The following is an 11,981-nucleotide window of genomic DNA, read 5'->3' on the forward strand; positions in this document are numbered from 1 at the left end:
GGAGGAGCGGCACCCGCCCGGCAACCGGTCAGTGGGGGGATTACTGGCCGGTATCTGGTTCCGGCGCATCGGCGCCCGATGGCGGCGGCATGTCGCCCGGGCCGCCCGGCTGGCCGCCGCGGCGCTGGTCGCGCATTGCCTTCATCTTTGCGCGGCTCGCGTCCATCTCGGCCTGGTCGATGAAACCATCGCCGTTGGTATCGAGCTTTGCGAAACGCCTGTCTTCCTGCGCGCGCATCTCATCGCGGCTGATACGGCCATCGCCATTCGTATCCGCTTTCGCGATTCCACCATGACCGCGGGCCGGCCCGTCCGTCGGGCTGGCCGTTGGCGCGGGGCGAACCATGTCGCCTCTGCCCGGCCGGTCGCCCCGCCCGGCGCGCGCTGCGGCCATTTCATCGGCCGAGATTCTGCCGTCATTGTTGGTGTCGAGTTTGGCGAAACGTTCATCGGCCTTGGCCAGGAACGCCTCCCTGGTGATCGGCGTCGCATCGCCGTCGGTCGTTCCCCTACGGCCGCGGTGCTTCAGTTCGTCGCCGGCGAGCTGGCCGTCATTGTTGGTGTCCATGCGCGCGAAACGCGCCTCGGCTTGGGCGCGGGCCTCGGCACGCGACACCGCGCCGTCATTGTCGGTGTCGGCGCGCATCATACCCCCGCCGCGCTGGCCAGGCTCGGCCTGACCAGCAATGGCAGCGCCACCAGCGAGCGCCGTCGTGGCGAGCGCAGCGGCAAGAAGCAGCTTCTTCATGGCAATTCCCTCGAGTAGCTCAGGCCGGCTCATCCGCGCCTTGGACAGCGTAATGCATCAAGGGTGTCGCGGCGCTGTGTCAGCGCGCAAGAGAATTGTCGCAAATTGTCGCAAGCGATCACGGGTTCGATCAAGTAGGCCATGCGCAAACGGGCATGTGGCGCGAGTTCGGGATGCGTATCGAAGCAGTATCCGCTAGGGGTTGAAACACGAGAACGGATGGATGGGGATCAAATGATTGAATTGTTTTACATGGTTTCGCTGGCCTTGGCGCAGTCCGCATCGCCCGCTCTGGACACTCCAACCGGCGCTGTCCCGCGCTACGATCCAGGAAATTGGTTCCCACAAGACTCCTATCCAAAGGATGCCCGCAAGAATGGCGATCAGGGCAGCGTTTCCATCAGGCTGGAAATCGACGAGACCGGAAAACCGACGGCATGTACGGTGACGGTCTCCAGCGGCTTTGCATCGCTGGACGATCATAGCTGCAAGACGGCGATGAAGAACGCCAGATTCAAGGCGGTCGTGGTGGATGGTGTCGCGGTGCCTTCCCATACCTTCATCAGGAACATTGTCTGGCGAAAGCCGTGAAATGAATTGCGCGAGCAGGCGCCTTCGTATCAACCCTAGGCGAAGATTGCCACGCTCTGCGCGCCTTGCGCGATCGGCACGCCGTCGGCGTTCCACAGCATCATCGTCTGGCTCGAGCAGCCGTTTTTGGCGTGATCCGACTTGGCCGAGAGCAGCCACCAGCCGTCGGTGGTCGCCGGTGCCGGGGTCAGCAGATTGACCATCCAGGTCAGCGAGCTGATCGGCGCGGGTGCCTTGCCGAGCAGTTTGAACGCGGCGGGTGGCAGTGCGTCGGCGAGCGCCATCACCTGCACCATAGGGTCGAGCCCGTCATAAGCGCGCAGCCGCGCCCAGCGTAGCCATTCGGCCTCGCCTTTCGCCTCTTCCTTCAGGTCGAAAAAGTTGAAGTTGCCGGTGAAGAACTCGTCCGGCCCGGTATAGAGTTTCGCATCGGGCGCGGGCGGGCGCAGCGGGCTGGCCAGCGCGCCCTCAAGGTCGATGCGCGATTCCTGATCCGACATGAAGACGAAGGTCGCCCGGAAGCCAAGCCCCGCTTCCGACACGATATCGGCCTGGATGAAAGCGGCGTTGCGCCCGCGACGCAGCTTGGTGGCGGTGACCGTCACCTCGCCGGAGAGCGGGCCAATGAACGCGACCAGCGCCGAGCGCAGCGGCGGCAGGTCAGGCTCGCAGCTTTGCGCGGCATGCAAGGCAAGTGCGCTCGACAGGCCGCCATAGGCGGTACGCCCCTGCAACCAGCCAGTCGGGATCGTCGCGCGAAAACCGCCTTCGACGGGTGTCGCGGCGCCGAGTATATCGCGGATCGGCGTCATGCCGCGCTGGCTGCCAACCGATCGCGCAATTCACGCTTGAGGACCTTGCCGATCGCGCTGCGCGGCAATTCGTCGATCGCGTGGAGTTCCGACAGGCGCTGCGTTTTGCCGAGTTGCGCATTGGTCCAGTCGCGGATTTCGCCGCTGCTCGCATCGACGCCGGTGTGCGGCACGTAGAAACCGACCGGCGTTTCGCCCCACGCCTCGGAGGGCACGCCGATCACGCTGCAATCCGCGACCGCCGGATGCTGCGACAGCACCGCTTCGAGGTCAGTCGGATAGATATTGAACCCGCCCGAGATGATCAGGTCCTTCTTGCGATCCATCAGGATCAGGAAGCCGTCCTCGTCGAAGCGCCCGACATCGCCGTGGCGGATATAGCGATTGCCCTCCGCATCGTGCCATTCGGCCGCCGACGTCGCTTCCTGGCGGCCGTGATAACCGGTCATCATCGTTGGCGAGCGGCCGACCACTTCGCCCATCTCGCCCGGTGCGACTTCTTTGCCGTCGTCGTCGATCAGCCGGATTTCATGCCCGGGCATTGGCTGACCGACAGTGTGCAATTTGTTCGGATACATGGTCGCGATCAGCGCGGTGGAGGCGCCGCCTTCGGTCATGCCATAATATTCGACCAGCAGGCCCGGCCAGCGCTTGAGGATATCGGCCTTGAGTGCGGTCGAGAAAGGTGCGCTGGTGCTCGTCTTGAAGCGAAAGCTCGACAGGTCGAAAGTGTCGAAATCGGGCAGCGCCATCAGCCGCTGATACTGGACGGGCACGAGCATGGTGTGTGTCGCGCGGTGGCGCTCGGCGAGTTGCAGATAACCGCGTGCATCGAACTTCTTCATCAGCGCCGCGGTGCCGCCCCAGCCCAATGTGGGCAGGAAGCTGACCAAAGTGGTGTTGGAATAAAGCGGCGTCGCGATCATCGTCACCGCATCGCCGAACCCGGCGGCCGAATTGCGCGCGATATGGACCCAGCGCATTTCATGGCTCTGCACGATGCCCTTGGGCGTGCCGGTGGTGCCCGACGAATAGATGATGTTGAAACCGTCCCCTGGCTTGATCTCCACCGGCTCCGGCTTCGCGCCTTCGGGGGCGAGCCAGGGGCCGAGCGATTTCAGATGGACCAGCTTGCCCGGGATGCGCTGCCCGGCAAGCGTGGTCGCGGCATCGGCGTCGATAAAGGTGATCGGCGCGCCGCAATCGGCGATCATCGCGACAATCGCCTCGCCGGTGGCCGATGGAGCGAGCGGGGTGGCGACGCAGCCGGCGCGCAGCGCACCGAGGAACACCGCGGCATATTCGATCGAAGCGGCGGCGACGATCGCGACCGAATCGCCCTGTTTGACGCCGTCGCGTTGCAGCGCGGCGACGATACGATCCATCAGCGCGTCGAGCCCGGCATAGTCGAGCTCGCCACCGGCTTCGGCGAGTGCGGTCTTGTCGCCGCGCTCCACGGCATGAGCCCGGATCAGGTCGGGCAGGGTGGCGAAGTCACTCTCGAGCATGATGGCGGCAGTAAGGGGGGCAGTCATGGTCTCTCCGGGTTCCCGATGTTCGAGTCCGCTAGGCCAAGGCAGGAAGAAATGCCATACGCCCGGTTCGAAAAACGAATCCGTCGAACAATCACAGGTGAGGGAACATGCTCTTTTACGATGCCGTCAATCCGGCCCCCAATCCGCGCCGGGTGCGTATCTATCTTGCCGAAAAAGGCCTGAGCGTTCCGACCGAGATCCTCTCGATCGTCAAGGGCGAACATCGCGCTGAGCCCTATCTCTCGGTCAATCCGCTCGGCCAGATCCCGGCGCTGAAACTCGATGACGGCACTGTTCTGACAGAGAGCGTGTCGATCTGCCGCTTCTTCGAGGCGATGCATCCGGAGCCGCCGATGTTCGGGACCAACCCAACCAGCCTGGCTGAGGTCGATATGTGGACGCGCCGGATCGAGCTGCGGCTGATGATCCCGCTCGGCATGGTGTGGGTGCACACTCACCCGTTCACCGCGCGTATCGTGAAACCGCAATATACCGAATATGGGGAAAGCCAGCGGCCGCGCGTCCTGGCGGCGATGGCCGAGTTCGACCGCGCGCTGGCCGATCGCGACTGGCTCGACGGCAAAAGCTATTCGATCGCCGATATCGTGCTGCTCACCACGATCGATTTCGCCGCATTCGTCGGCATCGCGATCCCCGACGATCTGGTCGCGCTGCGCGCGTGGCACGATCGCGCGTCCGCCCGCCCGAGTGCGCAGGCGTGAAGGACTCGGTAGCGATCGTCACCGGTGGCGGCACCGGAATCGGCGCTGCGGTCGTGCGCCGCCTTGCCGCGCGCGGCGTGCGCTGCGTGATCAATTACGCCTCAAGCCGCGACGATGCCGAGGCGCTGGCGGTCGAGGTGGGTGAGGGCGCGATCGCGGTGCAGGGCGATATCGTGGAGGATGCCGCCTGCCGCGCGCTTGCCGGGTCTGCCCTGGACGCTTTCGGGCGGATCGATTTCCTGGTCAACAATGCCGGGCGGACCAAGTTTGCCAATCATGAGGATCTTGAGGCGCTGTCGGCGGAGGATTTCATCGACATCTACCGGCTCAACACGATCGCGCCGTTCCAGATGATCCGCGCCTGCGCGCCTTCAATGAAGCAGGGCCCGCATAGCGCGGTGGTCAATGTCGCGTCGGTCGCCGGGGTGTTCGGCAATGGATCGTCGGTCGCTTATGCCGCATCGAAAGGCGCGCTGGCGACGATGACTAAAAGCCTGGCCCGTTCGCTCGCGCCGGCGATCCGCGTCAATGCCGTCGCGCCGGGTTATGTCGGCACCGGCTGGTTCGAGAAGCGTCTGGGAGAGGCCGGTTTCGCCGCGCTCAACGCGAGCATCGCGTCGAAGACGCCGATGGCGATGGCGCCCGGTGCCGACGATATCGCCGGACCGATCGTTATGCTGCTCGATCCCGCGAGCCGGGTGATCACCGGCGAGATCATGCTGCTCGATGCGGGCGGGCATCTCGATGTGGGGCTGTCGCGGCGCCCGGGGAAGGAGATCTGAGGCGGATTGCCATCTACCCTCATCGCCAAGCCGTCGGTGGCGGAGGATAGCGATGCGGTGTTTACTGATCGTCATGTCAAAGAGCGGGACGGCGACGGTGAAATGCCGTTGGGGCCAGTGGTAGCACTTCGAATGGGTGGAATTGAATCGGTGGAACGGCCCCGTTCGAAGTCGCAGCATCTCCGATACTGCGCGACGGGATGCCAATTTCACGCAGCTACGGGAAGTTTTTGCGGAAAATGTTTTTTTGAGCGTTTTACGGGAATTCACGGGAAAAGCTTCGGGAAAACCGGCGAACCCGTGCGGGAATTTTGCGGTCGCTTTACGGGAATATCGGGAAATGGTGGAGCAGAAGTCATCGTGTGTCCGGTTCCGAATCAGCTGATTCAAATCATTGGTCGGAGGGCCTTACCGTGAGGCAAGGCACCTCCGCCGAAAAGCAGACATGACAAAGCCGGAGAACAATCTGAATCGAGCCGGCATGCAGGCGATGGTAACACGATCCCCGCTTGTCGAAGCCAAATCCCGTCGCCAGACTGGCGACAGCGTTGACAGACTTAACCCCGCGCAGCGCAAGCATTCCCGAAAGGACCGCCCGTATGAAGGCTCGCAGCCACTTCGCGTCGATCGCGCTCGCCGCTTTGCTCACCACCAGCGCAATGCCGGCTCAGGCTGCAACACCCGATCCGCGTGCCGGTGAACCCGCGTTTCGCGCGCTGTACAAGGAACTGGTCGAGACAGATTCGAGCTGGCCCGACGGTAGCTGCACGCTGGCGGCCGAGCGCATGGGCGCACGGCTCAAGGCCGCGGGCTATCCGGAGGGCGATGTGACCGTGATCGTCGATCCGGCGCATCCAAAGGAGGGCAATCTCTCCGCCATTCTGCGCGGCAGCAATGCGAAGCTGCCGGCGCTGCTGCTGCTCGCCCATATCGATGTGGTCGCTGCGAAGCGCGCGGACTGGACTCGCGACCCCTTCGTCATGGTCGAGGAGAATGGCTATTTCTACGGACGTGGCACGTCGGACGACAAGGCGATGGCGGCTGCCTTTACGGACGCGCTGATCCGTTTTCGGCAGGAAGGTTACAAGCCGAAGCGCACGATCAAGCTTGCGCTGACTTGCGGCGAAGAAACCGAAAAGGCGCTGAACGGCGTCGAATATCTGCTCAAGAACAAGCGCGACGCGCTGTCCGCTGGATGGGCGCTGAACGAAGGCGGCGGCGGGTCGCTGGACGAGGCGGGCAAGCCGGTCAGCAATGGCATCCAGGCGGGCGAGAAAGTCTATCAGGACTTCACCTTCGCCGCGACCGCGCCCGGCGGCCACAGTTCGCGCCAGGCGCCGCATGTCAATGCGATCGGCTGGATGAGCGAAGCGCTTGCGCGGGTGAACGCCTATGACTTTCCGGTCGACCTGACGCCTGCAGCCAAGGCGTTTTTCGGCGCGTCCGCACCGCTCTATCCCGCCCAGACCAGGGCGATGGCGGCGGTCGGCACGGGCAAGGCGACCGACGCGGATTATGCCGCTGTCTCGGCCGCGAACCCCAGCTGGAACGCGACGCTGCGCACCACTTGCATCCCGACGATGATCTCCGGCGGCCATGCGACCAATGCGCAGCCGCAAGCGGTGACTGCAAACGTCAATTGCCGCATCATTCCGGGGGAGGGCGCGGACATGATCCTCGCCAAACTTGCCGAGCTTGGCGGTGACAAGGTCAAGGTCAGCTTTGCCGACCCGCCGCACGCCGGATCGCCCGCGCCGCCGCTGACACCGCAAATCATGGGGCCGATCGAGGCGATCTCGAAGGACATGTGGCCGGGCGTGCCCGTGATACCGCGTCTCGCGACCGGCGCGACCGATGGCCGTCACACCAACGCCGCCGGCATCCCGACTTATGGCGTCTCGGGCCTGTTCGCCGACCCGGACGGGCAGGGCGTGCATGGTCTCAACGAACGGATCAGGGTCAAGTCGTTGATGGACGGCAGGGCGTTCATGTACCGGCTGGTGAAGGCTTATACGCAATAGGAGCGGGGCTTCGTATCGGCGGGAGGCAAGAGTGACGGATCCGTTGAGCTTTGCAACAGAGTGGAGCGACGCCTGGAACGCGCATGACCTGGAGCGCGTCCTCGGCCATTTTCACGACGACGTCGTGTTCACCTCGCCGGTCGCCGCCGCCATCCTGCCCGAAACGCGTGGGCAGGTTCGTGGCAAGGAAGCGTTGCGCGCCTATTGGACGGAAGGGTTGCGGCGCATTCCAGACCTGCACTTCACGGTCGAGCAGGTCTTTGCGGGCGTCGACACGGTGGTGATCCGATATCGCAACCAGAAGGGCGTGTCGGTGAGCGAGGTGCTGATCTTCGATGGCGACAAGGTCAGGAGCGGGCACGGCACCTATCCTGTCGGAGCGGAGAACCCGGCGGGAGCGTGATCCAATCTCGGTTCGTTTCGAGTGATGTCGAGAATTGTAAGTAGCCAGAGCGAGATCGGACTCACTGGGATCACCCTAAATCCGTTCGTGCTGAGCTTGTAGAAGCACTGCCTTCGTTCTCCTGCGTTGGAAAGAGAAGAGCGGCCCTTCGACAAGCTCAGTGCGAACGGGAGGGAGTGGGTCAGAGAGTGATCTCGGTGTCTGGAGGATATGAAGCTCAGGCGTCCATCGGTGTGGTGGCCGGCTCTGGCGGCGGCACGCGGTCGAGCACTTTCCACACGATCGTGCCGAGCGCCGTCAGCGCCAATATGCCGGCGACCAGGAACGCCGCGCCGGGAAAGCCGCGATCGACGCCGGTCGCCAGCGCCTGAGTGAGCAGGAGCGGCCCGAGGATCTGCGATACGCTGCCCATGCTGCCGATCCCGCCCTGCAGCGAACCCTGGCGCGTCGCGTCGACCATGCGCGAAAGCAGCCCGTTCATCGCCGGGAAGACCAGCCCCGAACAGGCGCTCAGCAGGAACAGGGCATAGGCCTGCCAGCTGGCGGTGATGAAGGCGAAGATCAGAAAGGTCAGCCCGCCGCTGGCCAGCCCGATCACGAGTGCGCGGCGTTCGCCGATGCGCGCGATGATGCGGCCCGACAGGCCGGCCTGGAAAATCACGCTGATCAACCCGACAAAGGCCAGGCTCCACCCGATTTCGGCGGGACTCCAGCCGAAGCGGATCGCCGCCCAGAACGCCCAGGTTGCGGGATAGACCATATGCGCGAGCTGCCAGAAGAACCAGGCGAGCAGCAGCGGCGCGGCGTTGCCGGCGGCAAACAGCGGGCGGAACGCGCCGACGATATGCGCGTCGCGCAGGTGGAAGGGACGGCGATTTTCCGGTGCCAGCGTCTCGGGCATGGCGACGATCATCGCCACGGCGTTGAGCAGCGCGAGCACCGCTGCGGCAACGAACGGCGCGCGCGGCCCGAAATCGGCGAGCAACCCGCCGATCGCCGGGCCGATGATGAAGCCGACACCGAAAGCGGCGCCGATGAACCCGAACACGCCAGCGCGCTTTTCGGGCGGGGTGACATCGGCCAGCACTGAACTGGCCGGGCCGTACACAGCGCCCGCGATCCCCGCGATCGCCCGGCCGAGGAACAGCCAGGCGAGGGTCGGTGCGATCGCCATCAGCGCATAATCGGCGGCGAAGGCGAGCATCGAGGCGATCAGCACGACCCGCCGCCCGAACCGGTCGCTGAGATTGCCGAGTACCGGTCCGGCGAAGAATTGCGTGAAGGCGAACACGACCAGCATATAGCCGGCGATGCGCGTCGCCTGCTCCAGGTCGACATGGCCGAGGTGGGTGATCAGCTCGGGAAAGACCGGCATGACGATGCCGAAGCCGATCGTATCGACCAGCACGGCGGCAAGGACGATCGGTACGGCGCGGTGTTCGAATCGCATGGCAGGCTCCCCCGAAGGCGCTTCTAGCGGGCTAATGGGGCGGTCACAAAGACGCAGGTGCTGGCCCAAGCTCGACTCTTCCCCTCTCGCCTTGTGGGAGGGTGAGGGGGACTGATGGCGATGTTGCGCGTCCCCCTCCCCCTCATCCGACCTCGCTTTGCTCGGCCACCTTCTCCCACAGGGGGGAGAAGGGTTTTAACGCGTAACAAACCTCAGCATCCCTTCCACTCATCCGCAAACTATGCCACTAACCTCACCATACCCGATATTCAGATTCGGTCCCGAAGGAGAGGATTTATGGCCACCGCCGCCGAACTCGACGTTTCCGTCAACCCGCTGGATGCCTTTCGCACCGAGGTGCGTGAGTGGCTTGCCGCGAACTTTCCGCCCGCGCTGAAGGGTAAGGACAATGCCATGTCGGCGATCGACGGGCCGACCGATTTGTCGGCCGACGAAGCCGCCTGGAAAAAGGCGATGGGCGACAAGGGCTGGGGCGTGCCGACCTGGCCGGCGCAATATGGCGGTGGTGGTCTCGATCGGGGTCAGGCGCGCGTGCTGCAGGAGGAGATGGGCCGGATCGGCGCATGGAACCCGATCGGCGGCATGGGCGTGATGATGTTCGGCCCGACGCTGCTCGAATATGGCAATGAAGCGCAGAAGAGCGAGCATATCCCGGCGATCGCCAAGGGCGAGGTGCGCTGGTGCCAGGGCTATTCCGAACCCGGTGCCGGGTCGGATCTCGCTTCACTTCAGATGTTCGCCGAGGACAAGGGCAACCACTACGTCGTCAACGGCCAGAAGACCTGGACGTCGGGCGGGCAATGGGCCGACAAATGCTTCGCGCTGGTGCGCACCGACAAATCGAAAAAGCATGAAGGGATCAGCTTCCTGCTGATCGACATGACCAGCCCGGGTGTCGAGGTGAAGCCGATCCGGCTGATCTCCGGCTCGTCGCCTTTCTGCGAAACCTTCTTCACCGATGTGAAAGTACCCAAGGAGAATCTTGTCGGGCAGGAGGGTGAGGGCTGGACGATCGGCAAGCGCCTGCTTCAGCACGAACGGCAGAATCTGTCGGGCGGCGGATCGGCGGCGGGCCGGATGTTCGCCGGCAAATCGGTCAGCGCGCTGGCCAAGGAATATCGTGGGCTCGATGACCAGGGTCGAGTCACCGACAGCGATCTGCGCATGCGCATCGTGCGGCACGAGATGGACAGCCGCGCCTTCATGCTGACGCTGCGCCGCGCCGCGCTGGAATCGAAATCGAACCAGGGGCCGTCGGCGGCGACATCGATCATGAAGAATGTTGGCGCGCGCATCACCCAGGATCGCGCCGAACTGTCGATCGAGATCATGGGCATGAACGGGCTCGGCTGGGAAGGCGAGGGCTTTACCGACGAGGAATTGACCCAGACGCGAACCTGGCTGTGGGGCAAGGCGGTGTCGATCTATGGCGGATCGAGCGAGATCCAGAACAACGTCATCGCCAAACGCATCCTGGGCATGCTGGATCATCAATAATTCTTAGCCCTCTCCCCATCGGGGAGAGGGCAGGCAAGCGAAGCGACGCCGGGAGAGGGGCAGTGCGGAGAGGGCGGTGAGACACACTGCCCCTCTCCCCACCCTCTCCCCGGAGGGGAGAGGGAGTTAAGAACATGGCCGTACTCAACGACGAACAGACGATGCTGCGCGACATGGCGCGCGAATGGGCGGACAATGAAGCGCCGACTACTGCCTTCCGCAAGATGCGCGATGCCGCGCCGGTCGAGGGTTATGATGCCGATGCCTGGGCGGCGATGGGCCAGATGGGCTGGGCCGGCGTGATCATCCCCGAAGAGTTTGGCGGGTCCGCATTCGGTTACCTCTCGCTCGGGCTGGTGCTCGAGCAGCTTGGCCGTAACCTCGCCGCGTCGCCGCTCGCCGCGACCGCCGCGGCGTCGACCGCGATCGCGCTCGGCGACAATGAAGCGGCCAAGGCCGAATGGCTGCCAAGGATTGCCGCCGGCGAGATCGTCGCGACGCTCGCGATCGACGAAGGCCCGGTGCACGACCCGGCAAAGACCGCGACGAGGGTCACCGACGGTAAGCTGACCGGCACCAAGCAATTCGTCGCGGAAGGGGATGGCGCGCAGCTGTTCGTCGTGTCCGCGGTCGACGGCCTGTACCTCGTGTCGGGCGATGTCGGCGTATCGCGATCGGCGCGGCATATGGCGGATTCGCGTAGCCATGCGCAGGTGGTTTTCGATGGCGCCAAGGCGGAGAAGCTCGGCGGCACCGACCTGACCGCCAAAGTAGTCGACCGCGCGACCGCCGCGCTCTGTGCCGAGATGCTCGGGATGGCGGAGCAGGCCTTTGCCGTGACTAACGACTATCTCAAGGTCCGCGTCCAGTTCGGCCAGCAACTCTCGACCTTTCAGGCGCTGCAGCATCGCATGGCCAAGATGTTCACCGAGCTCGAACTGGCGCGCTCGGCGGTCGAGGGTGCGCTTGAGGCGATCGACGCCGGCCGTTCCGATGTCGATCAGGCGGTCAGTCTGGCCAAGGCGATCATGGGCGACACGCTTCATCTGGTCAGCCGCGAGATGGTTCAGCTGCATGGCGGCATCGGCATGACCGACGAACATGACGCGGGCCTCTATCTCAAGCGAGCCTATGTGCTCGAAACCATGTGGGGCAACGCGGCCTGGCACCGTGAGCGCTTCGCACGGTTGAACGGCTATTGAGGGAAGGTCAAAGACGCGGCGTCGGTTAAGCATTTTTGACGATTCGAATAGTCGTTCTGCCCGATCCGGCTGTTTTTCAGGTATGACTTTTTGGCAACAGGCGCACGACAAGGCGTGTCGTGGTTCGAGTTCCGCTTGACGTAACGGAAGTCCGTCTATCTATTCGAGTGTGGGGTACGGAGCCGATCAGCGTTCCG

The 11,981-nt window shown here is 64.2% G+C and carries 11 protein-coding genes; 7 read left to right on the top strand and 4 right to left on the bottom strand.

Annotation, left to right across the window (positions count from 1 at the left end; genetic code table 11):
• Positions 1 to 40 precede the first annotated feature (40 nt).
• Positions 41 to 748, bottom strand: a complete 708-nt coding sequence (locus G4G27_RS04440) for an EF-hand domain-containing protein (protein WP_183112225.1) — start codon at positions 746 to 748, stop codon at positions 41 to 43.
• A 234-nt stretch (positions 749 to 982) separates the two neighbouring features.
• Here G4G27_RS04440 and G4G27_RS04445 point away from each other — a divergent pair, with 234 nt between their 5' ends.
• Positions 983 to 1,339, top strand: coding sequence for an energy transducer TonB (locus G4G27_RS04445; RefSeq protein ID WP_183112226.1), 357 nt, complete (start codon positions 983 to 985; stop codon positions 1,337 to 1,339).
• A gap of 35 nt (positions 1,340 to 1,374) precedes the next feature.
• On the opposite strand, the gene G4G27_RS04450 is transcribed toward G4G27_RS04445, so the two are convergent.
• Both G4G27_RS04450 and G4G27_RS04455 read right to left on the bottom strand, forming a co-directional pair.
• On the bottom strand, positions 1,375 to 2,151 hold the full coding sequence (locus G4G27_RS04450; protein ID WP_183112227.1) for a thioesterase family protein: 777 nt from the start codon (positions 2,149 to 2,151) through the stop codon (positions 1,375 to 1,377).
• Positions 2,148 to 3,686, bottom strand: coding sequence for a class I adenylate-forming enzyme family protein (locus G4G27_RS04455; protein ID WP_183112228.1), 1,539 nt, complete (start codon positions 3,684 to 3,686; stop codon positions 2,148 to 2,150). Before G4G27_RS04455 ends, G4G27_RS04450 begins: the two co-directional genes overlap by 4 nt.
• A 107-nt stretch (positions 3,687 to 3,793) precedes the next feature.
• Between G4G27_RS04455 and G4G27_RS04460 the strand changes: the two genes are divergently transcribed.
• From G4G27_RS04460 to G4G27_RS04475, 4 genes are all read left to right on the top strand, one after another.
• Positions 3,794 to 4,408 (top strand): glutathione S-transferase family protein, encoded by a 615-nt coding sequence (locus tag G4G27_RS04460; RefSeq protein WP_183112229.1) that lies wholly within the window; start codon positions 3,794 to 3,796, stop codon positions 4,406 to 4,408.
• Positions 4,405 to 5,190, top strand: a complete 786-nt coding sequence (locus tag G4G27_RS04465; protein WP_183112230.1) for an SDR family oxidoreductase — start codon at positions 4,405 to 4,407, stop codon at positions 5,188 to 5,190. Before G4G27_RS04460 ends, G4G27_RS04465 begins: the two co-directional genes overlap by 4 nt.
• Positions 5,191 to 5,789: 599 nt before the next feature.
• The gene (locus G4G27_RS04470; RefSeq protein ID WP_183112231.1) at positions 5,790 to 7,211 is read left to right on the top strand and encodes a M20/M25/M40 family metallo-hydrolase; all 1,422 of its coding nucleotides are present in this window, start codon (positions 5,790 to 5,792) and stop codon (positions 7,209 to 7,211) included.
• Positions 7,212 to 7,242: 31 nt separating this feature from the next.
• On the top strand, positions 7,243 to 7,614 hold the full coding sequence (locus G4G27_RS04475) for a nuclear transport factor 2 family protein (protein WP_183112232.1): 372 nt from the start codon (positions 7,243 to 7,245) through the stop codon (positions 7,612 to 7,614).
• 217 nt (positions 7,615 to 7,831) lie between these two features.
• Here G4G27_RS04475 and G4G27_RS04480 read toward each other — a convergent pair whose 3' ends face one another.
• Positions 7,832 to 9,064, bottom strand: a complete 1,233-nt coding sequence (locus G4G27_RS04480) for an MFS transporter (protein WP_183112233.1) — start codon at positions 9,062 to 9,064, stop codon at positions 7,832 to 7,834.
• 297 nt (positions 9,065 to 9,361) lie between these two features.
• On the opposite strand from G4G27_RS04480, the gene G4G27_RS04485 reads away from it, so the two are divergent.
• Both G4G27_RS04485 and G4G27_RS04490 read left to right on the top strand, forming a co-directional pair.
• A complete protein-coding gene (locus tag G4G27_RS04485) occupies positions 9,362 to 10,582 on the top strand; it encodes an acyl-CoA dehydrogenase family protein (protein ID WP_183112234.1) in 1,221 nt (406 codons plus the stop codon).
• Between the two features lie 134 nt (positions 10,583 to 10,716).
• Positions 10,717 to 11,784, top strand: coding sequence for an acyl-CoA dehydrogenase family protein (locus tag G4G27_RS04490; protein ID WP_183112235.1), 1,068 nt, complete (start codon positions 10,717 to 10,719; stop codon positions 11,782 to 11,784).
• Positions 11,785 to 11,981: the final 197 nt, after the last annotated feature.

The organism is Sphingomonas sp. So64.6b, from assembly GCF_014171475.1.
In the GTDB taxonomy this organism is placed as follows: domain Bacteria; phylum Pseudomonadota; class Alphaproteobacteria; order Sphingomonadales; family Sphingomonadaceae; genus Sphingomonas; species Sphingomonas alpina_A.

Bases quoted from the DNA above. Each gene is read 5' to 3' on its own strand.
- G4G27_RS04440 (WP_183112225.1), bottom strand. From the start codon at position 748: ATGAAGAAGCTGCTTCTTGCCGCTGCGCTCGCCACGACGGCGCTCGCT.
- G4G27_RS04445 (WP_183112226.1), top strand. From the start codon at position 983: ATGATTGAATTGTTTTACATGGTTTCGCTGGCCTTGGCGCAGTCCGCA.
- G4G27_RS04450 (WP_183112227.1), bottom strand. From the start codon at position 2,151: ATGACGCCGATCCGCGATATACTCGGCGCCGCGACACCCGTCGAAGGC.
- G4G27_RS04455 (WP_183112228.1), bottom strand. From the start codon at position 3,686: ATGACTGCCCCCCTTACTGCCGCCATCATGCTCGAGAGTGACTTCGCC.
- G4G27_RS04460 (WP_183112229.1), top strand. From the start codon at position 3,794: ATGCTCTTTTACGATGCCGTCAATCCGGCCCCCAATCCGCGCCGGGTG.
- G4G27_RS04470 (WP_183112231.1), top strand. From the start codon at position 5,790: ATGAAGGCTCGCAGCCACTTCGCGTCGATCGCGCTCGCCGCTTTGCTC.
- G4G27_RS04480 (WP_183112233.1), bottom strand. From the start codon at position 9,064: ATGCGATTCGAACACCGCGCCGTACCGATCGTCCTTGCCGCCGTGCTG.
- G4G27_RS04485 (WP_183112234.1), top strand. From the start codon at position 9,362: ATGGCCACCGCCGCCGAACTCGACGTTTCCGTCAACCCGCTGGATGCC.
- G4G27_RS04490 (WP_183112235.1), top strand. From the start codon at position 10,717: ATGGCCGTACTCAACGACGAACAGACGATGCTGCGCGACATGGCGCGC.